Origin of the sequence: Sinorhizobium sp. P24N7 (assembly GCF_042436655.1) — a bacterium.
Taxonomy (GTDB): domain Bacteria; phylum Pseudomonadota; class Alphaproteobacteria; order Rhizobiales; family Rhizobiaceae; genus Sinorhizobium; species Sinorhizobium meliloti_A.
This window is the reverse complement of record NZ_JBHMIW010000012.1, coordinates 211,303-232,818: the sequence shown is the minus strand read 5'-3', so window position 1 is coordinate 232,818 and position 21,516 is coordinate 211,303. Positions and strand designations below refer to the sequence as shown.

At 62.2% G+C, this 21,516-nt stretch carries 20 protein-coding genes; 10 read left to right on the top strand and 10 right to left on the bottom strand.

Translation table 11 applies throughout. From position 1 onward, the window contains the following. Positions 1–81 precede the first annotated feature (81 nt). The 5 genes from ACFHWW_RS21905 to ACFHWW_RS21885 all read right to left on the bottom strand — a co-directional run bounded on the left by ACFHWW_RS21905 (position 82) and on the right by ACFHWW_RS21885 (position 4,475). Positions 82–972, bottom strand: a complete 891-nt coding sequence (locus tag ACFHWW_RS21905; protein ID WP_379940781.1) for a helix-turn-helix domain-containing protein — start codon at positions 970–972, stop codon at positions 82–84. A 278-nt stretch (positions 973–1,250) separates the two neighbouring features. Continuing rightward, positions 1,251–2,513, bottom strand: a complete 1,263-nt coding sequence (locus ACFHWW_RS21900; protein ID WP_379940779.1) for a sensor histidine kinase — start codon at positions 2,511–2,513, stop codon at positions 1,251–1,253. 4 nt (positions 2,514–2,517) lie between these two features. After that, positions 2,518–3,216 (bottom strand): response regulator, encoded by a 699-nt coding sequence (locus tag ACFHWW_RS21895; protein ID WP_275599098.1) that lies wholly within the window; start codon positions 3,214–3,216, stop codon positions 2,518–2,520. A gap of 36 nt (positions 3,217–3,252) precedes the next feature. Further along, positions 3,253–3,804: a Spy/CpxP family protein refolding chaperone gene (locus ACFHWW_RS21890; protein WP_379940777.1), complete on the bottom strand. Its 552-nt coding sequence runs from the start codon at positions 3,802–3,804 to the stop codon at positions 3,253–3,255. Positions 3,805–3,938: 134 nt separating this feature from the next. Next, positions 3,939–4,475 carry a transcriptional regulator gene (locus tag ACFHWW_RS21885; protein WP_379940775.1) on the bottom strand — a complete coding sequence of 179 codons (537 nt, stop codon included), beginning with the start codon at positions 4,473–4,475 and terminating at the stop codon, positions 3,939–3,941. A 271-nt stretch (positions 4,476–4,746) separates the two neighbouring features. Here ACFHWW_RS21885 and ACFHWW_RS21880 point away from each other — a divergent pair, with 271 nt between their 5' ends. Further along, positions 4,747–5,493 carry a thioredoxin family protein gene (locus ACFHWW_RS21880; protein WP_018099166.1) on the top strand — a complete coding sequence of 249 codons (747 nt, stop codon included), beginning with the start codon at positions 4,747–4,749 and terminating at the stop codon, positions 5,491–5,493. 199 nt (positions 5,494–5,692) lie between these two features. Here the strand turns inward: ACFHWW_RS21880 and groL are convergent, their stop codons facing one another. Together groL and groES are read right to left on the bottom strand one after the other, a co-directional pair. Further along, on the bottom strand, positions 5,693–7,321 hold the full coding sequence (groL, locus tag ACFHWW_RS21875) for a chaperonin GroEL (RefSeq protein WP_324763729.1): 1,629 nt from the start codon (positions 7,319–7,321) through the stop codon (positions 5,693–5,695). 46 nt (positions 7,322–7,367) lie between these two features. Then, the gene (groES, locus tag ACFHWW_RS21870; protein ID WP_026169069.1) at positions 7,368–7,682 is read right to left on the bottom strand and encodes a co-chaperone GroES; all 315 of its coding nucleotides are present in this window, start codon (positions 7,680–7,682) and stop codon (positions 7,368–7,370) included. Between the two features lie 280 nt (positions 7,683–7,962). On the opposite strand from groES, the gene ACFHWW_RS21865 reads away from it, so the two are divergent. Then, positions 7,963–8,235, top strand: coding sequence for an usg protein (locus ACFHWW_RS21865; protein ID WP_018099163.1), 273 nt, complete (start codon positions 7,963–7,965; stop codon positions 8,233–8,235). A 259-nt stretch (positions 8,236–8,494) separates the two neighbouring features. Here the strand turns inward: ACFHWW_RS21865 and ACFHWW_RS21860 are convergent, their stop codons facing one another. Then, entirely contained in the window at positions 8,495–10,531 is a 2,037-nt protein-coding gene (locus ACFHWW_RS21860) for an FAD-dependent oxidoreductase (protein WP_379940772.1), read from the bottom strand. 143 nt (positions 10,532–10,674) lie between these two features. Between ACFHWW_RS21860 and ACFHWW_RS21855 the strand changes: the two genes are divergently transcribed. The 3 genes from ACFHWW_RS21855 to ACFHWW_RS21845 all read left to right on the top strand — a co-directional run bounded on the left by ACFHWW_RS21855 (position 10,675) and on the right by ACFHWW_RS21845 (position 13,484). Further along, positions 10,675–11,301, top strand: coding sequence for a TetR/AcrR family transcriptional regulator (locus tag ACFHWW_RS21855; protein ID WP_018099161.1), 627 nt, complete (start codon positions 10,675–10,677; stop codon positions 11,299–11,301). A 99-nt stretch (positions 11,302–11,400) separates the two neighbouring features. Continuing rightward, complete coding sequence (locus ACFHWW_RS21850) at positions 11,401–12,402, top strand: ABC transporter substrate-binding protein (protein ID WP_379940770.1); 1,002 nt, start codon at positions 11,401–11,403, stop codon at positions 12,400–12,402. 98 nt (positions 12,403–12,500) lie between these two features. Next, the gene (locus tag ACFHWW_RS21845; protein ID WP_324763732.1) at positions 12,501–13,484 is read left to right on the top strand and encodes a L,D-transpeptidase; all 984 of its coding nucleotides are present in this window, start codon (positions 12,501–12,503) and stop codon (positions 13,482–13,484) included. 39 nt (positions 13,485–13,523) lie between these two features. Here the strand turns inward: ACFHWW_RS21845 and arsK are convergent, their stop codons facing one another. Beyond that, positions 13,524–14,729, bottom strand: a complete 1,206-nt coding sequence (gene arsK / locus ACFHWW_RS21840; protein WP_102764473.1) for an arsenite efflux MFS transporter ArsK — start codon at positions 14,727–14,729, stop codon at positions 13,524–13,526. Between the two features lies 1 nt (position 14,730). Then, positions 14,731–15,096, bottom strand: coding sequence for a helix-turn-helix transcriptional regulator (locus tag ACFHWW_RS21835; protein ID WP_100670321.1), 366 nt, complete (start codon positions 15,094–15,096; stop codon positions 14,731–14,733). Between the two features lie 174 nt (positions 15,097–15,270). Here ACFHWW_RS21835 and ACFHWW_RS21830 point away from each other — a divergent pair, with 174 nt between their 5' ends. The 5 genes from ACFHWW_RS21830 (at position 15,271) to ACFHWW_RS21810 (ending at position 21,512) form a co-directional block, all read left to right on the top strand. Continuing rightward, positions 15,271–15,594 (top strand): hypothetical protein, encoded by a 324-nt coding sequence (locus ACFHWW_RS21830; protein ID WP_018099156.1) that lies wholly within the window; start codon positions 15,271–15,273, stop codon positions 15,592–15,594. 263 nt (positions 15,595–15,857) lie between these two features. After that, positions 15,858–16,079 carry a heavy-metal-associated domain-containing protein gene (locus ACFHWW_RS21825; protein WP_324764626.1) on the top strand — a complete coding sequence of 74 codons (222 nt, stop codon included), beginning with the start codon at positions 15,858–15,860 and terminating at the stop codon, positions 16,077–16,079. Between the two features lie 199 nt (positions 16,080–16,278). Next, a complete protein-coding gene (locus tag ACFHWW_RS21820; protein WP_379940767.1) occupies positions 16,279–18,762 on the top strand; it encodes a heavy metal translocating P-type ATPase in 2,484 nt (827 codons plus the stop codon). A 61-nt stretch (positions 18,763–18,823) separates the two neighbouring features. Further along, positions 18,824–19,267, top strand: a complete 444-nt coding sequence (gene cueR, locus ACFHWW_RS21815) for a Cu(I)-responsive transcriptional regulator (RefSeq protein WP_026169068.1) — start codon at positions 18,824–18,826, stop codon at positions 19,265–19,267. A gap of 25 nt (positions 19,268–19,292) precedes the next feature. Next, complete coding sequence (locus tag ACFHWW_RS21810) at positions 19,293–21,512, top strand: copper-translocating P-type ATPase (RefSeq protein WP_324763734.1); 2,220 nt, start codon at positions 19,293–19,295, stop codon at positions 21,510–21,512. Positions 21,513–21,516: the final 4 nt, after the last annotated feature.

Genomic DNA, 21,516 nt, shown 5'->3' with positions numbered 1-21,516 from the left:
CGTGAGTCAGCCATCAGCCGTCAAGCTGCGCAAATACAGGCATCGCTGAGGCATTCCGCCGATGAGACCGGTGCAAGCCTGTCAGAGCCGACGGCGAAACTCGGTCGGTGTGATCCCCACCGCTTTTCGAAAGCTAGCGGCAAAAGCGGATTGTGTTTCATAGCCCACGGCCAGAGCGATATCGTTGACGCGCAGCTTCATATCTCCCAGCAGCGTCTTGGCGTAGGCGATGCGCTGGCGAGTCAACCATCCGTATGGCGTCTGTCCGGTGGCCATACGGAAGGCCGTACAGAAGTGGAATCGGCTCAAGTTTACCAGGTCCGCCAGTTCCTGAATTCGGATATCCTCCGCCATATTCTCGCGCATATAGCCGGTGACGCGCTTGACCTGCCAACCCGAAAGACCACGCTGTGGTCCAGGCGAGATAGGCATTGAAGTTGCGGAATGAGCCCTGAGGAGCTGAAGACAGACAAGGTCGAGGAGCTGATCGATGTACAAGTGGGAGATCGCGTCTCCCGAACCGATCTCGTCGTTGATCAGCGCCATAATCGTGAACAGTTTCGGGTCGTCGAAGTGCACGCGGTCGACCAACTCTGGCTCCCGGCCATTTCCGATCTGATCGGCACAAGCGTGAAGGCGGCTGTGGCCCAGAAAGATATTCGAGACCTCCACGGAACCGTCCGCCCGCCAACGGCCATCATGTCCCCTCACCCCTATCGTTATCATGCCCGGTCTTGCGGGAGCAGAAATGGTCTTCCCGTCAATTTTCGCCGAGGCGATACCGGCGCCCGCATAGGTGGCCGAGATGACGTGATCCCTCAGGGGCGGCAGATCATATTCGAACGGCTGGTTCCGCCACCGGCCGACCAGCCGCGTGTCGCCTGAAAACGCCTCCGGGGCCACAGGCGGCGCCAGGCCTCGCTGCAAACGCCGAATGTGGGCCGTCGTATCCGCAAGCGCTTTCCCGCCCATGGCCGTCCTCTCTTCTTCAATCTACAGCTAATCCAAGCTTCGCGGACGCTAGCATTGCTCGAATATTTGCAAAACATACAGTTTGGTGAAGTGTCGGCTTGTGTTGGCGGCAGCGTGTACTTGCACGAGGCGGTTAACGGCGCGTGACGCGACTTTGCACATAAACGTGCATCGCCACTTTGCCGCATTCCAACTGCCGCGTCGAGGTGCCCCAAGCTTTCGAAAAGAGTGTCCTGCCCCTCTCTCCGAAGTTTGCACGCGGCGGTGACCCCGGCGCCTTACCGATCCCTCGCAGGCCTGCTTTGCACCGGCAGCGTCACGACGAAGCAGGCGCCACCGTCCGGCGGAGCTTCGTAGCGGACGGCGCCGCCGTGACGTTCGGCGATCTGGCGCACCAGCGCCAGTCCCAAACCCCAGCCGCCCGCAGCCTCGCTCCGTCCCGAAGGGCGGTAGAATGGCTCGAAAACGCGGTGCCTCTCGCTATCCGCTATGCCGGGCCCGTGATCGCGGACCCTGAGGATCGCAGCACCGTCCGCCGGCGCGACAGCGGCTGTGACAGGTGGACCGCCGTGGTGCAGCGCGTTCTGCAGGAGGTTGCGCACGAGCCTGCGAAGCAGGCGAGCATCGCCTGCGACGATCGCAGGCATTCCGGAAACCTCGACATCGTTGCGCGCGCCCTCTTCCGAGACGAGAGCCAGAAGGTCGACGGACTCCAGCGCATCGAGCTTCTCGACGTGGTCCAGCCTGCTTGCCAGGAGGATCTCCTCGATCAGCGTGTCCAGCTCGGAAAGATTACGGATGATTTCCTGCTTACGATCGTCGTTCGGCGCCTGCTCATAGAGGTCAATCGCCATGCGCAGGCGCGCAAGCGGCGAGCGCAATTCATGGCTGGCATTGGCGAGCAACGCCCGGTGCGACTTGATCAGCCGCTCGACATGGTCGGCGGCTCTGTTGAAGCTCTTGGCCACCGCCGCCACCTCGTCGCTGCCGTCTTCCGGCACGCGAGCCACTAGATTGCCCTTGCCCCAGGCATCCACGCCCACGCGCAGCTGCTCCAGCCGGCGGGTCAGGTGACGCACCACCGGATAGGCGGCCATCCCGATGACACCGGCGATCAAAACCAGGTAGGCGAGCGGATTGCGGCCGGAGGGACGCAAGGGCCGCTCCATGCGCGCTGCCACGGTACGGCCGTCGGGCAGTTCGGTCACCATGGTGTGAAAATTGCCCGGGCCGTGGTGCCAAGGCTGGTCGAGGGTGTCGCGCGGAAGCGGACTGCCGGCGCTTGCGATCAGCCTGCCGTGCCGGTCGAATACGGCAATGTCGGCATTGAAGGTGCGTGAAAACCGCTCAATGGTCGCCTCGACGGTCCGGTTGTCCATGTCGGGCGGAATGAGCGCGGCGACGAACCGGGCGCGCTGGCTTTCCCAACCGGATTCCTCCTCGCCCTGCCCGAGCCATACGAATGCGGCGCTGGCGACGGCAACCGCAGCAAGGCTCGCGAGCAGTGTCAGGTAGATTTTCAGGAACAGCCGGCTGCGCATCGCTCTATCTCATATCGTCCTGATAGCGGGCGAAGACATAGCCGGCGCCGCGCACTGTTATGATGCGCTTCGGATGCTTGGGGTCGCTCTCGATGGCCGCCCTGATGCGCGAGATGTGAACGTCGATCGAGCGGTCGAAAGCATCCAGCTCCTCGCCCTTGACCGCATCCATCAACTGTTCGCGCGAGAGCGTGCGGCCGGGATTTTCGGCGAGGGCCACAAGCAGGTCGAACTGGTAGCTCGTCAGCGTACACTCGCGGTCGTCGATCCTGACGGAGCGAGAACCGGGATCGATCTCCAGCCGTCCGAAGCGAAGGGACCGCGTAACCGCGGCGCTGCCGTTTCGGCGGCGCAGAATAGCCTTCAGCCGTGCCAGAAGCTCGCGCGGATTGAAGGGCTTGGGCAGATAATCGTCAGCCCCGAGCTCCAGCCCGACGATGCGATCCGTCTCCTCGCCTTTGGCCGTGAGCATCAGGATGGGGACGTCCGATACCGCGCGTATGCGTCGGCAGGTCTCGAAGCCGTCGAAATCCGGCAGCATGACGTCGAGGATGACGACGTCAGGGTTGCGGCGCCCGAGCTCGGCGATGCCCGCCGTGGCGGTCGCCGCGGTATCGACGGTGTAGCCGTTTCCGGAGAGATAGTCGGAGAGCATGGCGGACAGGCGCGTGTCGTCGTCAACAATCAAGACCCGTTCCGCCATCCCTGCGCTCCGCTCAATCTTCTGCCCGACTCATATTTACCACCTGCCGTGGCCCCTGCGCTCTTTCAAATGCTTGACGAGCTTGACGCGCTGCTCCGGCGTCAGCACTTCGGCCGCGTCGAGCAGCGCGGTCGTCATCTTGCGTGAGGCCTCGTCGATGGCTGCAATGCGTTCGCTGCGAAGTTTCTCGGCGGCGGCCCGGTCGATGCTCGGCGCGCCGAGGAGCTCGATAACCTCCTCCCGCGTCTCGCGGAAGTCCCGGAAAGTCGGCCTGATCTCGGCGCGGGCATTATCGATGATGTCCCAAAGCTTGTCTTCCTGTTCGGGTGTCGCATCGAGCTCGTCGAGCATGGTGCCGATCCGGTGTTCCATAAAGCCGCCACCTCCCATATGCGTCTGCATTACATGGCCGCCCATGCCGAAACGGCCCATGCCGAAGCCGAAATCGTCGCTGCGCGCGGCTGCAAATCCCACCGCGCTGACGGCCGCGACGGCTGCGAGGCCGCCGATTGCCGCGTGCCGTCCCCATCCTTTCGAAACGGCTTTGCCGGCGCCCAGGCCCGACAGGTCCTTTTCTTCGTTGTCCATTGCCAGTCTCCTTTGCTCCGCAGCACCTGCTGCGATGGAGAAAAGCTAACTCGACAACGTTTCGACCGTTCTGGGCGAATGTAAAGAAATGTAAAGCCGCCGCTGCGCCGTAAACTCGAGGACGCGAGCACGAGCTACACCGATCCGGCACGCTCCGCCGCCGCCTCGGCGACCAGCCTCAATCGATCCAGCTCGAGGCGCGCATCGGGAAGCGCTCTATGGACGGGCGACGGTCCGGTTGCGCCGATGACGCCGAGGACCAGGTCCGATATCTCCTTATCCGAAAACCTCTCGCCCATCTTGCGCCGTGCCGCATCGAGGAAGGCCTCGTCGGACCTTTTCAGCCGTAGAGCGTGCCTTGGCAGCCCGGCGGCTCTCAACAGCACGCTCAGCCATTTGCCGTCCCAGGAGGGTGCGCTGGCATAGAGCTGGTGTCCGGCAAGCTCACGGATCATTTCTTCGGCGATGAACGCGACGGGGAGCCCCTCCGCCCGAAGCAGATCCCTCGATATGCCATGGACTTCCTCGGCTTCGGCGGACCAGTCGATCCAATCCGGAGCCGGCCGTATCAGATAGGAACGCGAGCGGCCGTCCTGGAAGACCCAGGCGACCTCGATGGGGAAGCTTTTCTTGTTCAGAGACGATGCTTCGAAATCCAGGAATACGATCATTCGCGGCCACGTTCTTCCAATGCACCAACGTAATCTAGGTCAGTCCCGCTCGATCGACATGTCCAGGGAATCTCGCGCGATATGTCGGAATGCCACGCGGCCGCCAGCAGCTCCGATGGAATGGCGCCACACTTGTTACTCCCACCACCGGCGTCCCGGTGCCAAACTACTTCAAGCCCGACAGCCAGGCGATGGCGTGGTCGGGATCGCGCCTCCGAGAGGCGCCAATGCGTACAGATTGCCAAAGCGCACAAACTGGAGGTGCCGAGCCATGACGAAACCGATGCACACGCCACCCGTCGTCCCGCCGCAGGCCTGGGAGGCTGCGCGCGAGCAGCTCCTCGTCAAGGAAAAGGCACTGACCCGGGCGCGCGACGCGCTGGCCGCCGAGCGCCGGCGGATGCCATGGATGGCTGTAGAGAAGGAATATGCGTTCGAAGGCCCTGCGGGGAAGGTCAGCCTCGTCGACCTGTTCGACGGTCGCCGTCAGCTGATCGTCTACCGCGCCTTCTTCGAACCGGGCGTTTTCGGCTGGCCCGACCACGCCTGCAGAGGCTGCTCCATGGTGGCCGATCAGGTGGCGCACCTCGCCCACCTGAACGCCCGTGACACAACCCTCGTCTTCGTCTCGCGGGCGCCCCAGGCGGACATCGCCCGGCTGAAGGCGAGCATGGGATGGCAAATCCCGTGGTTTACCGTGACAGACAGCTTCGACGCCGATTTCGGGGTGGACGAGTGGCACGGCACGAACGTGTTCTATCGCGACGGCGACCGCGTTTTCCGTACCTACTTCATCAATAATCGCGGCGACGAGCAGATGGGCAGCACGTGGAACTACCTCGACATCACGCCGCTCGGCCGGCAGGAAGTCTGGGAGGATTCGCCCGAGGGCTATCCGCAGACCCCGACCTACAAGTGGTGGAACTGGCACGACAGCTACGTCAAAGACGCCGAGCCGGACAAGAAGTGGGTCGAGGTGTCGGACGCCGGAGAGGCGGCGTTCCGGAACCAGGACTAGATCGGGGCGACCCTGGGCCGAAAGAACGCTTCCCGCGCCGCAGACGTTGGCGCGGCTCTCATCTCCGTGACAAGCACAGAGAGATGAAGAAGAGGAGAAATTGCAGTCCTCCGATACGTTCGAGCGGTATGAGGGAAAGTATGTTTCCGCCCGGAAGGGAGGCCCGCCCCCGAGGGCAAGGGCGGGCCTGACCGATCGCTTAGAAGTCCATGCCGCCGCCCGCCGGAAGCGCCGGTGCAGCTTCCTTCTTGGGCTTTTCTGCGATCATGGCTTCGGTCGTAACGAGAAGACCGGCGACCGACGCTGCGTCCTGAAGCGCGGTGCGGACGACCTTGGCCGGGTCGATGACGCCCATGGCATAGAGATCGCCATATTCGTTGGTCTGGGCATTCCAGCCATAGGAGAACTCCGCCTTCTCGCGCAGCTTGCCGACGATGATAGAGCCCTCGGCTCCGGCGTTTTCCGCAATCTGGCGAACGGGGGCTTCGATAGCGCGGCGCACGAGATCGACCCCGACGCGCTGATCGTTGTTGGCGGTCTCAAGGCCGTCGAGAGCCTTGACCGCCCGCAGCAATGCGACGCCACCGCCGGGCAGGATCCCTTCCTCGACTGCCGCCCGCGTCGCATGCAAGGCGTCGTCGACGCGGTCCTTCTTTTCCTTCACCTCGACTTCGGTAGAGCCGCCTACGCGGATCACCGCGACGCCGCCGGCGAGCTTGGCAAGGCGCTCCTGCAGCTTCTCGCGATCGTAGTCGGAGGTCGTTTCCTCGATCTGGGCGCGGATCTGCGTGGTACGGCCCTCGATCTCGGCCTTGGAACCCGCACCGTCGACGATGGTGGTGTTCTCCTTTTCGATCGAGACTTTCTTGGCCCGGCCGAGCATGTTTAGCGTGACGCTTTCAAGCTTGATGCCGAGGTCTTCCGAGACGACGGTACCGCCGGTCAGGATGGCGATGTCTTCCAGCATGGCCTTGCGGCGGTCGCCGAAGCCGGGCGCCTTGACGGCCGCAACCTTGAGGCCGCCGCGCAGCTTGTTGACCACGAGGGTGGCGAGCGCCTCGCCTTCCACATCCTCGGCGATGATAAGGAGCGGTTTGCCGGACTGGACGACGGCTTCGAGCACCGGCAGCATGGCCTGCAGGTTCGAGAGCTTCTTTTCGTGGATGAGGATATAGGGGTCCTCCAGTTCCACGCGCATCTTGTCCTGATTGGTAATGAAATAGGGCGAGAGATAGCCGCGGTCGAACTGCATGCCCTCGACGACCTCGAGTTCAGTCTCGGCCGTCTTGGCCTCCTCGACCGTGATCACCCCTTCATTGCCGACCTTCTCCATGGCCTCGGCAAGATAGCGTCCGATCTCAGTGTCGCCGTTCGCGGAAATGGTGCCGACCTGGGCGATCTCGGAATTCTTGGAGATCTTCCTGGCGTTGTTCTTCAATTCCTTCACGACCGCATCGACTGCGAGATCGATGCCGCGCTTCAGATCCATCGGGTTCATGCCGGAGGCGACGGCCTTGGCACCTTCCCGGACGATTGCCTGTGCGAGCACGGTCGCGGTCGTCGTTCCGTCCCCGGCAAGGTCGTTGGTCTTGGATGCGACTTCGCGCAGCATCTGCGCGCCCATATTCTCGAACTTGTCCTCGAGTTCGATTTCCTTGGCGACGGAGACGCCATCCTTGGTGATCCGCGGCGCACCGAACGACTTGTCGATGACGACGTTACGGCCCTTCGGGCCGAGGGTTACCTTTACGGCATTGGCCAGCACATCGACACCACGCAGCATGCGCTCGCGTGCGTCGGTCTGAAATTTGACTTCCTTCGCAGCCATTTCTTCACTCCTCAATAGGCAGCTTGTTGACTGTATCTTCGCATTTTCAGGCGGCTATCTTCTCGGCGGCCTGGGCCTCGATGATTCCCATGACATCGCTTTCCTTCATGATCAGCAGATCTTCGCCATCTATCTTGATCTCGGTGCCGGACCACTTGCCGAACAGGATGCGATCGCCCACCTTGACGTCGAGCGGCTGGATCTGACCCTGTTCGCTGCGCGCGCCAGGACCTACAGCGATGACTTCGCCTTCCTGGGGCTTTTCCTTGGCAGTGTCGGGGATAATGATGCCGCCTTTGGTCTTCTCTTCGGACTCGACGCGGCGGACGAGAATACGATCATGAAGCGGTCGAAACGCCATGTTTTCCTCCATGGACAAACATTGATGATCTTGTTCCCCATCCCGGACCGGATGACCAATCCGGACGGGTGCGAAGCCTCGTTCGAGCACTTCGCGCGGGTTGATCTGGTTGGGCAAAAAATGGATTTCAAGAGGTCCCCGCAAAAAAATCAGCAGCGCTTCGACGCGGCTGCTAACAGACTGGAAAGGAACCTGAATTTTCGTTGTGACGTTAAGGTCATGCCGGGGGCCTCGCAGGATCAGCGGGGAGCCGGCGAATGATATGTAACGGAGATGAAGTATGCGATTTTCATCGGATCTCGAGCGCCAGCTCAACGGTTACGGTCTCACGACCGCGCATATCCTCTACCGCATTCCCGACTTCGAATCCGTCCTGCAGACCTATGTCTGGCAGGATTACGACGTCGCACCGGAATTTCCCCAGATGCGAAAGTTCCTCGATTTCTGGCAGACCAATCTGGACGGGCCGCTCCACTCCGTGCGGTTCACCCACAAACGGTTGATCGGGCCGAACGAGTGGCGGCAGGTGGATGGCGAATTCAACATTCACTGATTTCCGGCGTTGAAAGGGCACTTGCGTCTCCCGCGCCAAGGCCTATTGAGATTTGGAACAGCCGCCGCGGCTTGTTTGGTTTCCTCATTCCTGTGCTTGTCACAGGAATCCAGCCAGACCAAAGTCCTTGGGCTGAAAGAACGCTTCCCGCGCCGCGGACGCGGCGCTGCTCTCATCCCTGTGACGAGCACAGATGAGGCAAGGGAGAGATTCCAGTCCCCGCCTCAAGGTGCGAACACGCCGGTGGATCTGCCTGGCGTCAGATATCCTTGAGAAGGCGGAGGGCGTCGTAGATCGCGGCGTGGGTGTTGCGCGCCGCGACCGCATCGCCGATCCGGAAGAGCTGGAACTTGCCCTCCGCGTTGCGGACGACCGATTGCGGTTCCCCGGCGATCAGCTGGTCGTGCGCGATCTCGCCCAGATTGCTGGAGGAGGGCTTCAGCTCGAAGTACAGATCGTCGAGCGGGATGGTTCCGTGATTGACGACCACCTGGTCGAAGGTCCGCTGTTTGGAGATACCCCCGTAGTCGCTGCCGACATGGGCGACCAGTTGATTGCCGCTCTTTTCGACCGCTTCCAGACGGTAGGTGACGGTAAAGGTCACATCGAGCTTCTGCAGGGAACGCATGTAAGGCACGAGGTTCATCGCCATGACCTCCGGCGCGAAGGAGCGGTCGGGCGTCATGATCTCCACTCTTGCGCCGGCATTGGCGAGAAATTCGGCGGCCTGCAGAGCGGCGTGGTCGCCGGCGTCATCGAAAATCAGGACGTTGGTGCCCGGCTTCACATCGCCGGAAATAATGTCCCACGCCGACACGACCAGCTCGTTGCCCCTCGACAGCACCTCCGTATGCGGAAGCCCGCCGGTGGCGATGATGACGACGTCAGGATTTTCCGCCTGAATAGCCTCCGCTTCCGCCCATGTATTGAAATGGAAGGTGACGCCCAGCTTTTCGCACTGGCTCATGCGCCAGTCGATGATGCTGATCATTTCCCGCCGGCGCGGGCTTTGCGCAGTCAGGCGGACCTGGCCGCCGGGATCTTTTGCCGCCTCGAACACAACCACCTCGTGGCCACGCTCCCCCGCCACGCGTGCCGCCTCGAGACCGGCCGGTCCGGTCCCGACGATGACCACTTTCCTGCGACAGTATGCCTTCGCGATGCTGTGCGGCATCGTCAGCTCGCGTCCGGTCGCAGCATTGTGGATGCAATAGGCGGCGCCCCCCTGGTAGATGCGGTCCAGACAGTAGTTCGCGCCTACGCAGGGGCGAATGTCGTCCTCCCGCTTCTCGATGATCTTACGGACGATGTGCGGGTCGGTCATGTGGGCGCGGGTCATCCCGACCATGTCGACCTTGCCGGACGCAATCGCATGGCGCGCGGTCGCGACGTCGGGGATCTTCGCCGCATGGAAGGTCGGGAAATTCGTCGCTGCGCGGATCTCGCCGGCGAAGTCCAGATGCGGCGAATTGGCCATGCCCTGAATAGGGATCACATCCGTCAGTCCTGGGTCGGTATCGATATGGCCGCGAATGATGTTCAGGTAGTCGATAAGTCCGCTTCCCTTGAGACGTTTCGAGATCTCAAGACCTTCCGCCTTGTCCGTCCCCCCGGGAAGGCATTCATCGGCCGTGTATCGCACGCCCAGGATGAACTCGTCTCCGACACGTGCCCGGATCGCCTTCAGAACGTCGAAACAGAAGCGCATGCGGTTGTCGAGCGAGCCGCCGTAAGGACCATCGAGTTCGTTCGTCAATGGCGAGGCGAACTGGTCGATGAGGTGACCGTAGGCCTCGAGCTCGACGCCGTCCATGCCGCCGGCCTTCATGCGCTCGGCCGCATCGGCAAAATCCTTGATTATCCTGTCGATGTCCCAGTCTTCGATCTTCTTGGGAAAGGCGCGATGCGCCGCTTCGCGATGATGCGAGGGAGCGACGACCGGGAGCCAGTCTCCCTTGTCCCACCGCGTGCGCCGGCCGAGATGAGTGAGCTGGATCATGATCGCCGCCCCCTCCTCGTGCACGGCGTCGGTCATCTCCCTGATCCACGGCACGATCTCGTCCTTGTAGGCAAGCAGATTGTTGAAGACCGGCGGGCTGTCCTTCGAGACGGCCGCCGAACCGGCGGTCATCGTCATCGCCACGCCGCCCCGCGCGCGCTCCACCGTATAGGCGCGATAGCGCTCCTTCGGCATGCCGTCCTCCGGATAGGCCGGCTCGTGCGCCGTTACGATGATGCGGTTGCGCAGCGTCAGGTGCTTCAGCTGGTACGGTTGAAGGAGGGGATCGTTCGGCATTTGCGGGGCTCCGGCTTGGACGTGGCGGCAGCGTAAGTGAAAATGTACACATGTGTCAACAAATCAGGCATTGAAGTCAGGGTCGGAGACACTGATGTACATTTTTCTTGCGGGGGTACCCGTCGATCTGCTAAATAGCGACGATGGAGCACATCACGAGCGACAGCGGCTGGCGCGGTTCCCCGGATGTCTGGCTTGGAGCAGCCTACGAATCCCTGCTCGATGCCGGCATTGATGCGGTGAAGATCCAGCCGCTTGCGAAGAAGCTCAATCTGTCGCGGACGAGCTTTTACTGGTTTTTCAAGGACCGCGAGGAACTGCTCGACAGGCTCGTCTCGCGCTGGCGCGAAAAGAACACGGGCAATCTGGTAAGACAGTCCGAGGCCTATGCCGAGACGATTGCCGAAGCGATGCTCAACGTTTTCGACTGCTGGCTTGATGGCGGTCTCTTCGATTCTCAGTTCGAGTTCGCGGTGCGAAGCTGGGCCCTGCAGTCGCCTGAAATTCTTGCGGAAGTCCAAAGCGCCGATCAGCAGCGACTCGACGCGCTCACGCGCATGTTCCTGCGGTTCGGGCATGGCGAGGCGCGGGCCGATGTGCGTGCGCGCACGATTTATCTCGTGCAGATCGGCTACATCTCGATGCAGACGAAGGAAGACGTATCCGTGCGGATGAAGCGCATTCCGGAATATGTGGAGATCTTCACCGGACAAGCTCCGGAGCAGAGAGAGCTTGATCGCTTCTTCGCCCGGCACGGCTACTCCGGATAGCGATAGAGGGCGATAAAGAACGAGCGAGGCAGGAGCGGGCAGACGCGGCACCCTGCTCTTCCGATAAGACGCCGCAAAAAAAGAAGAGGGAACAGTGTAATGAGAAAGCTGCTTGCGTCGACATGTCTGATGCTTGGCCTCATCGTAGGAGCATCGGCGTCGAATGCCGCCGAGTGCGGGAGCGTCACCATTGCCAGCATGAACTGGCAGAGTGCCGAGGTCCTCTCCAACCTGGACAAGTTCATTCTCAATGAAGGCTACGGCTGCAGTGCCGAGATCACGATCGGCGACACCGTGCCGACGATCACCTCCATGGCCGAAAAGGGCCAGCCCGATATCGCGCCGGAGGCGTGGATCGACCTCCTGCCCGATGTCGTCAAGAAGGGCCAGGACGACGGTCGTATCATCACAGTCGGCTCACCGCTGCCCGACGGCGGCGTCCAGGGATGGTGGATCCCCCAATACCTCGCCGACGCACACCCCGACATCAAGACGATCGGCGACGCGCTGAAGCACCCCGAGCTCTTTCCGGCCCCCGAGGACCCCAGCAAGGGCGCGATCCTGAACGGACCGCAAGGCTGGGGCGGCACGGTGGTGACGACGCAGCTTTTCAGCGCGTTCGACGGCGAGAAGGCGGGCTTCACCCTGGTCGACAGCGGCTCTGCTGCCGGCCTGGACGGGGCCATCGCCAAGGCCTATGAACGCAAGGAGGGTCTTCTTACCTATTACTGGTCTCCTACCGCCCTGCTCGGCAAATACAAGATGGTCAAGCTGGACCCCGGCGTGCCCCATGACGCGGCCGAATGGAAGCGCTGCAACACCGTAGCGGATTGCCCCGACCCCAAGCCGAATGCATGGCCGGTCGACACGATCGTGACGCTGGTTGCCAAGCCCTTCTCCGAGCGGGTCGGTCCCGAGGTCATGGACTATCTGACCAAGCGCTCCTGGAGCAACGATACCGTCAGCCAGCTCATGGCCTGGATGACCGACAATCAGGCCAGCGGTGAAGAAGGTGCGAAGCGCTTCCTCGAAGAGAACGAAGACATGTGGTCGAAGTGGGTCTCGCCTGAAGCCGCCGAGAAGATAAAAGCGGCGCTCTGACGGCCTTGCGCCCGTGCGGCGTGCAAGAGGCACGCCGCATCCACTGCCGAGGGCAAGGAAATCAGCGGGCGGAACAAGTCGGGCCGGCTGGCCATTTGATGTTCATGAAGAACATCATCCTTGTCGCAACCGCCCTGTCATTGGGCCTCCATTCCACCGCCAGCGCTGAAGACCTTCAGCCGGAAGCCGTCAACAATGCGCCGATTGCCGCGATCGCACCGGAACGGCCGCCGAAAGAGCCGCCTCACCCGGATCCCGCCATCGTCCATCTCCAGATCCTCTTGGATCGCGCGGGGGCCTCTCCCGGGGTAATCGACGGCTACTACGGCGAGAATGTAACCAAGGCCGTTGCGGGATTCGAGGCCATGCAACGTCTTCCCGTCGATGGAAGGCTGGACCCTGAAGTCGTCAGCCGGCTTTCGCAGGATCAGCCTGTCATCCAGTCCTATGTCATCACCAAAGAGGATGCCAAGGATCTCGTCGATGAGATTCCCGACGACTATTCCAAGCAGGCCAAGATGGATCACCTCGGCTATACGAGCGTCGAGGAGAGGTTGTCCGAACGGTTTCACATGGACGTCGACCTTCTGAAGGCGCTGAATCCAGGTGCGTCGTTTGCCGTCGGGGAGACGGTTTGGGTTGCAAAGCCCGGCGCCGCGAAGGAAGGCGCGGTCAAAAGGATAGAAGTGCGCAAACGAACGGGGCAAGTTCTGGCATTCGCCGAAGATGGTTCGCCGCTCGCTGCCTATCCCGCCTCCATCGGCAGCGAAGGGACCCCCTCCCCCACGGGCATCCACAAGGTCAAGGGGGTCGCGCGAATGCCCCCTTACGAATACGACCCCGATGTCAACTTCAAGCAGGGCGACAACAACAAGCCCCTGACCCTTCCCAAAGGCCCCAACAATCCGGTGGGAACCGTCTGGATCGATCTGACGGAGCCCACCTATGGAATCCACGGCACGCCCGAACCGTCCTTGATCGATAAAGCCCAGTCACACGGGTGCGTTCGTCTGACGAACTGGGACGCCGAGGAACTGGCGGCGATGGTCAAGCCGGGGGTGGTCGCCGAGTTCACCGACTGAACCTCAGTCGACTCCGAACCCGGCTGAGGCAACGCAGCGTCAAAGAGTGAGAGCATCCGGCCGACGCTTGGCGGCCGATGCCACCGCCACGAAGGCGCCCATGCCGACCGCGCCGAGGCCGGCATTGGCCAACAAGGCGACATCAGTGCCGAAACGTTCCATCAGGACGGAGAAGACAAAGGGTGCCATCGCGCCCGCCGCCAGCCGTGCGGCGGCCATTCTTCCCGTTATCGCACCGTAACCGGCCGATCCGAACAGCCAGAGCGGAAGCGATCCCTGCGCAATGCTGTTGATGCCCGATCCGAGACCGAGACAGATCGCGAAGACCACAGCCCCGGGCAGCCAGGTTCCGGAAAGACCGAGGATGACGACACCCGCTACGATGAGCGTGGCGGACAGGGTCGCGAGCATGGGCGGCAGCAAGTTTGCGCCGAACGTCATGTTGATGAGCCTGCTCAGAACCTGCGACGGTCCGAAGAGCGAGCCGATCATCACGGCTGCCGCACCGAAGCCGATCGTTCCCAGCATCGGAACCATATGCGTCAGTATCGCGGAAAGCGTGAATCCCTGTAGGGCAAAGGCTAACGATACGAGAAGCATGCCACGCCGTCTGGCCTGTGCCGGAAGCGCGCCGGCAATCGCTTCCCGGTCCAGGCCGGCAGATTCGATCGCTGCAGACGTCCGGCTTCGCATGATCCAGCGATGCAGCGGGAGGCAGACGAGCAGGTTCAACGCCGCATAAGCGATGTAGATTTCGCGCCACGAGAGAAACTCTCCAAGGGTTGCGGCAATCGGCCAGAAGATCGTCGAAGCGAAGCCTCCGATCAACGTCAGATAGGTGATGCTGCGTGAAGCCGCCTTGGGGCGAATTTCCACAAGTGCCGCAAAGGCCGCCTGATATTGCACCATGCCGGAGGCCACTTCCAGGAGGACTATGGCAATGGCGAACACGGCCGTCGAGGGAGACCAGGCGCACAGCAAAAGAGCCAGAGCGGAGACGGCCGAGCCGGAAGTCATAATCGTCGCGGCGCCGAACCGATCCATCCATCCCCCAACGAGAGGAGCCGAAAGGCCACCCACCAGCAGCGAAGCGGAAAACACGCCGAACACTTGCTCGACGGTCAGGCCGAGGTCGCGTGCCATTCCGGGCGCTAGAATGCTGAAGCTGTAATAGAGCGTGCCATAGCCGATGATCTGGGTGAGGCCGAGTGCGGCGACGATGCCCGCGGGGATCCCGGACTTCATATCAGCCGTTCCCGCCTTCGGCCGGCCCGGAGGATGCCACGCTACACGGTTTGGGCCCGTTCAAGGATGCACGTACGCTGGCGTGTCCGACACAACAGTCCTCCATCAGGAACTTCACAAGATCGGCAAGGGTTTCGTAGCTGGCGCTGTAGACGATCGAGCGTGATTCGCGCCTCTGCGCGATCAATCCGGTCCGTTCCAGTTCCTTCAGGTGGAAGGAGACGTTCGAGGGCGAGACGCCCATCTTTTCTGCTATCGCGCCCGCAGCCATGCCCCCCGGCCCCGCAACGACGAGTGTTCTCACAATTCCCAGGCGCGTCTCCTGCGACAGGGCGGCGAAGGACGATCGGGCTTGTCGCTCTTCCATATTTCAATCTTCCTACAATAATCAAATTGATGCGTAGCCGACCTGACGCGGATCGGCAAGTCCGAAGTGAGATCACGCTTCCTGAGCTTTAAATCCCTGGTCCGCGCAAGCGATGGAACGATCGGCCTGCCGATTGGTTTTCACACATCTGCTTCCGAGATAAAGGAGATTACAATGAAGGTACTCGCTACGATCCTTACGGCAATTTCGATTGCGGGCCTCGCATCCGGTACAGCCACGGCCGCCTGCAAAGATGGTACTTCGGCGGACACCACCGCCTCCATCAATGCCGAAAAGCCGGGGATAGCAAAGGACGGAACCAAAGCCCCGCTGGAAACCGGGAACAATGCTGCGAGCAAGGACGGTCAGACGATGCCTCTGGCTAACCAACAGGGCGGAGGAGACGAGAACCTCGCCACGTCGCAGCAGGATGCCGAAGCTCAGCAGTCAGGCGAGCAGACAGCCGCCGCGAAGGCTGACGATTGCGTCGTCGAATGAAGCCAGCGGCCATTCGGGGCGGCCCGGATGATAAGGGCTGCGCGCAAGTTCGATGTCAGCACCCCGGCTGGCTTGCCGCTGTCGCAGATGAATGCCGGCCAGCCGACCCTTGCATGGAGGGCAACGGCTGGCGGGAAGCGGCAACACCGCTGAAGTGGCGGTGAACGGGCCGTAGCGCCCGAAAATAAAGTCCGGGCGCTCCCTTGACCCTGACATCGTTGGAAGATGCATGCTGTGGCGGTTTCGTGAAGCAAGGGTGTTCCATGTACGATATCAGCATATCCGATATGACCTGCAGCCACTGCGCCGGCACCGTCGAAAAGGCGGTGAAATCAGTCGATCCGAACGCCAAGGTCACCGTTGATCTCCGGGCGAAAATCGCATCGATCGAGTCCGACATTGGTCCCGCTGCCTTTGTCGCCGCCATTGAGAATGCCGGTTACAAGGCGTCCATTGGCAATGCCTGCTGCAGCCAAGGCATCTGAATGCCCCGTAAGGCCGGAGGTTGGAGCGGTTCGGTGTTTCACCGAACCGCTCCAAGTATTTGATACGACGTCCTTCCGAGCCGAAGACCCTAGGCACTCCCGCTGCTGCTTGCCGTGGAGGGAAGAAAACACGCAAAGGTGCTTGACCTTCCCATTATTGGAAGGATTATGAAGGGTGCAGTTTGGAAAGGACCTTCCGATGACTGCACTGAAAAAGATCGAAAAATCCACACCGCTTCCGATTCCCACCGACTTCGGCATTGAGGGCATGACGTGTGCCTCCTGCGTCCGACGCGTCGAAGAGGCGATCACCGCGGTGCCGGGTGTGGCCTCTGCGAATGTCAACCTGGCGACGGAACGGGCAACGGTTCGGTTCGATGGAGAGCCGGACACGCCTGCGGTGCTCCGCGCGATCGAGAAAGCCGGCTACGCGCCGAGGATCGCCACCGAGGAACTCCAGATCGAAGGCATGACCTGCGCCTCCTGTGTTTCTCGCGTAGAGAAGGCGTTGAAGGCCGTCCCAGGCGTTGCGGATGCGGCCGTTAATCTTGCGACGGAGAAGGCGACCGTGCGCCTGCTTTCCGGAACCGTCGACATGTCCGCCCTCGAAGCTGCAGTCCGCGGTGCCGGATACGAGCTTCGCAAGACGAAGGCCGCCGAGGCTTCGGCAGGCGAAGAGGATCACCGCGCCACCGAGCTCCGCTCTCTCAGATACGCCGTGACGATCTCGGCGCTGATGACCCTTCCGCTTTTCCTGGTCGAAATGGGGTCACATTTCATTCCAGGCGTCCATGAGCTGATCATGGGTACGATCGGCATGCGAAACAATCTGTACCTTCAGTTTGCACTCGCCACGTTCGTCCTCTTCGGACCGGGGCTGCGGTTCTTCCGGAAGGGCGTGCCGAACCTTCTGCGCTGGACGCCCGACATGAACTCGCTGGTCGTCCTCGGGACCACCGCCGCATGGGGTTATTCGGTCGTGGCGACCTTCAGCCCCGGCGTTCTGCCTTCGGGAACGGCGAATGTCTATTACGAGGCCGCTGCCGTGATCGTCACCCTGATCCTCCTCGGCCGCTATCTCGAAGCACGGGCGAAGGGTCGCACGAGTCAGGCGATCAAGCGGCTCGTCGGCCTGCAGCCGAAAACGGCTTTCGTGCTGCGCGGCGGCGAATTCGTCGAGGCGCAAATCAGCGAGGTCGTGGCCGGTGACGTCATCCGCATTAGGCCCGGTGAGAAGATCCCCGTGGACGGCACGGTCATCGACGGCAGCTCCTATGTCGACGAGTCGATGATCACCGGTGAACCCCTTCCCATCCGGAAGACGGCCGACAGCGCGGTGGTCGGCGGCACGATCAACAAGACCGGGTCCATCACCTTCAAGGCCACCAAGGTCGGCAACGACACGCTGCTTGCGCAGATCATCAAACTGGTCGAAGCCGCCCAAGGCTCGAAGCTGCCGATCCAGGCCCAGGTCGACAGGGTTACCGGATGGTTCGTTCCGGCCGTGATTCTCGCAGCCGTGCTGACTTTTGCCGCCTGGTACGCCTTCGGCCCCTCGCCTGCGCTCTCATTCGCCCTCGTGAATGCTGTCGCGGTCCTGATCATCGCCTGCCCCTGTGCGATGGGCCTGGCGACCCCGACCTCGATCATGGTCGGTACCGGCCGCGCCGCCGAACTCGGCATCCTGTTCCGCAAGGGAGAGGCTCTCCAGAGCCTGCGCGACGCCGACGTGGTCGCGCTCGACAAGACCGGGACTTTGACGAAGGGCCGCCCGGAACTGACCGACCTCGTCGCTGCAGAGGGCTTCGAGGCCGACGAAGTGCTCTTCCTCGTCGCGAGTCTCGAAACGCTTTCCGAGCATCCGATCGCGGAGGCCATCGTGTCGGCGGCAAAGTCCAAGGGGATCGCGACGGCCGCGGTCGCCGGCTTCGAAGCGACGCCCGGCTTTGGCGTAAGCGGATCGGTGTCCGGGCGGCAGGTGCTGGTCGGCGCGGACCGAGCGCTCGCCACGAGCGGGATCGACGTTTCCGGTTTCTCGACCGAGGCCGAGCGGCTCGGCGCCAGTGGCAAGTCGCCGCTCTATGCGGCCATCGACGGGCGGCTGGCGGCGATCATCGCAGTGTCGGATCCGGTCAAGGAAACGACGCCTCAGGCGATCAAGTCCCTGCATGAGCTCGGCCTCAAAGTGGCGATGATCACCGGTGACAACCGCCTCACTGCCGAGGCGATCGCCAGAAAGCTCGGCATTGACGAGGTCGTCGCCGAGGTCTTGCCGGAAGGCAAGGTCGAGGCGATCAGAAAGCTTCGACACGACGGCCGCTCGGTCGCGTTCATCGGCGACGGCATCAATGATGCGCCGGCTCTCGCCGAAGCGGATGTCGGCATCGCCGTCGGGACGGGTACCGACATCGCGATAGAAAGCGCCGACGTCGTGCTGATGTCCGGCGACTTGAACGGCGTTGCGAAGGCGATCGCGCTCAGCAAGGCGACGATCCTGAACATCAAACAGAATCTGTTCTGGGCATTCGCCTACAACGTCAGTCTCATACCGGTCGCAGCCGGCGTGCTTTACCCGGTGAATGGCATCCTGCTTTCGCCGATTTTCGCGGCAGCGGCCATGGCGATGTCGAGCGTTTTCGTCCTCGGCAATGCTTTGCGGCTGAAATCGGTCAACCCGGCATGAAGGCGCAGGTGCGAGGGCGACCGGCCGGCCGTAAGCCACGCCCGCAGAAAAGGAGAAACACATGAATATCGGCGAAGCCTCCAAGGCCAGCGGCGTCTCCTCCAAAATGATCCGCTACTACGAACAGATCGGGCTTATCAGTCCCGCCCTTCGAACCGCGTCCAGCTATCGGACTTACGGCGACAACGACGTCCATACGCTTCGCTTCGTGCGCCGGGCACGCGATCTGGGGTTTTCGGTGGAGCAGATCAAGGAACTGCTTGCCCTCTGGCGCGATCGGTCCAGGGCGAGTTCCGACGTCAAGGCGGTCGCCCTGGAACACATCGCGGAACTGGAACGCAAGATAGCCGCCATCCAGGAAATGACGCGGACGCTCAAGCATCTCGCGGGCCATTGTCACGGCGACGATCGGCCGGACTGCCCGATCATCGAAGAAATCGCGAACGGGTCCGCCCGGGTGAATACCGAGGTCAATCCCCGCTTCGGCGTCGCGTCGCTGAAATAGCGTCCAACTCGGAATGGAGACTTCGATGGCAGATCAAAAAGATCATGGGGATCGACACCACCATCACCGCCATAATGCGCAAGGCGAGAACCAGGCCCGCACGCAAAAGCGCGCGGTCGCCGCTCAGGCAGAGGACGCGATCTACACCTGCCCCATGCATCCGCAGGTAAGACAGGTCGGCCCCGGGAACTGCCCGATCTGCGGCATGGCGCTGGAGCGGGAAATCGCGACTAATGAAACAGGACCGAGCCCGGAACTCGCCGACATGCGTCGGCGGTTCTGGATCAGTCTCGTCCTGGCAATGCCTGTGCTGATACTGGAGATGGGCGGCCATCTCGTCGATCTACACATGCTCCTCACGCCGCAAATGTCGAATTGGCTGCAGCTCGTCCTTGCCACGCCGGTGGTCCTGTGGGGTGGCTGGCCGTTCTTCGAAAGGGCATGGCGGTCCATCATAGCGCGGCACCTGAACATGTTCACGCTGATCGCCATGGGCACTGGAGCTGCCTGGGTCTACAGCGTCGTCGCAACAGCAGCGCCGGGCCAGTTTCCGGCAACGTACCGTTCCGACGGCGGAGCGGTTGCGGTCTATTTCGAAGCGGCTGCCGTGATTACGGTGCTGGTCCTGCTCGGCCAGGTTCTGGAGCTGCGCGCCCGCGAACAGACGGGCGGCGCCATAAGAGCGTTGCTCGACCTTGCGCCCAAGACCGCTCGCCGCATCGAAGGTGAGGGTAACGAAGTGGACGTACCCCTGGAAACCGTGGCCGTCGGTGACTGGCTGCGCGTGCGGCCGGGCGAGAAAGTGCCTGTAGACGGCAAGCTCATCGAAGGCCGCAGTTCGGTGGACGAGTCGATGATCACCGGCGAATCCATGCCGGTCACCAAGGAAGCCGGCGATCACCTTATAGGCGGCACCGTGAACAAGACGGGTGGCTTCGTCATGGAGGCGGGCAAGGTGGGACGCGATACCATGCTGTCGCGGATCGTGCGGATGGTAGGCGAAGCGCAGCGCTCGCGCGCCCCTATCCAGCGTCTGGCCGACGAGGTCTCCGGCTGGTTCGTTCCCGCCGTCATCGCGACCGCCGTCGCCGCCTTCGCCACCTGGATGTGGCTCGGACCGGAGCCGCGATTCATTCACGGCCTTGTCGCTGCTGTCGCGGTGCTCATCATCGCCTGCCCCTGCGCCCTCGGTCTCGCCACACCGATGTCGATCATGGTCGGCGTAGGGCGCGGCGCGCGTTTGGGCGTGCTTATAAAGAATGCCGAGGCACTGGAGCGGTTCGAGAAAGTAGATACGCTGGTGGTCGACAAGACAGGAACGCTCACCGAGGGCAAGCCCAGGGTGACGTCGATCGTCGCGACCGAAGGGCTGGGCGAGAATGAGCTTCTCCAATTGGCCGCAAGCCTCGAAAGGGGGAGTGAGCACCCGCTGGCAGACGCAATCGTCGACGCCGCGGCGGCGCGCGGTCTAACCTTCGGCAAGGCGGAGGATTTCGACAGCCCGGTCGGCAAAGGCGTCACGGGTTCGGTCGATGGCCGGAAGCTGATCATCGGCAGCCACCGGATCATGGAAGAAGAAAGCGTCGATGTGTCAGCCCTTGCGGAAGAAGCCGAACGTCTTCGCGGCGAAGGAGCAACCGTCATTTTCGTGGCCATCGACGGCCGCGCGGGCGGTCTCTTCGCGATTTCCGATCCCATCAAGGCGACAACCCCCGATGCCATGCGAACATTGATCAATGAGGGCATCCGTGTCGTCATGCTCACCGGGGACAACAAGACCACCGCCAAAGCCGTCGCACGCAAACTCGGGATCGAAGAAGTCGAGGCCGAAGTGCTTCCGGATCACAAAAGCGAAATCGTCGCGCGCCTGCGCCAGCACGGACGTATCGTCGCCATGGCTGGAGACGGTGTCAATGACGCCCCCGCGCTCGCCGCGGCCGATGTCGGCATTGCCATGGGGACCGGTACGGACGTGGCAATCGAGAGCGCCGGCGTGACCCTGATCAAAGGCGACCTTCAGGGAATCGCCCGGGCACGGCAGTTAAGCCATGCGACGATGAAGAACATCCGCCAGAACCTGTTTTTCGCCTTCATATACAACGCTGCGGGAGTCCCCGTCGCCGCAGGCATTCTCTATCCTAGCTTCGGCCTCCTGCTCTCACCGATCATCGCAGCGGCGGCAATGGCCCTTTCGTCGGTCAGCGTAATCGCCAATTCACTGAGACTGAGAGGCGTCCGGATATAGCAAA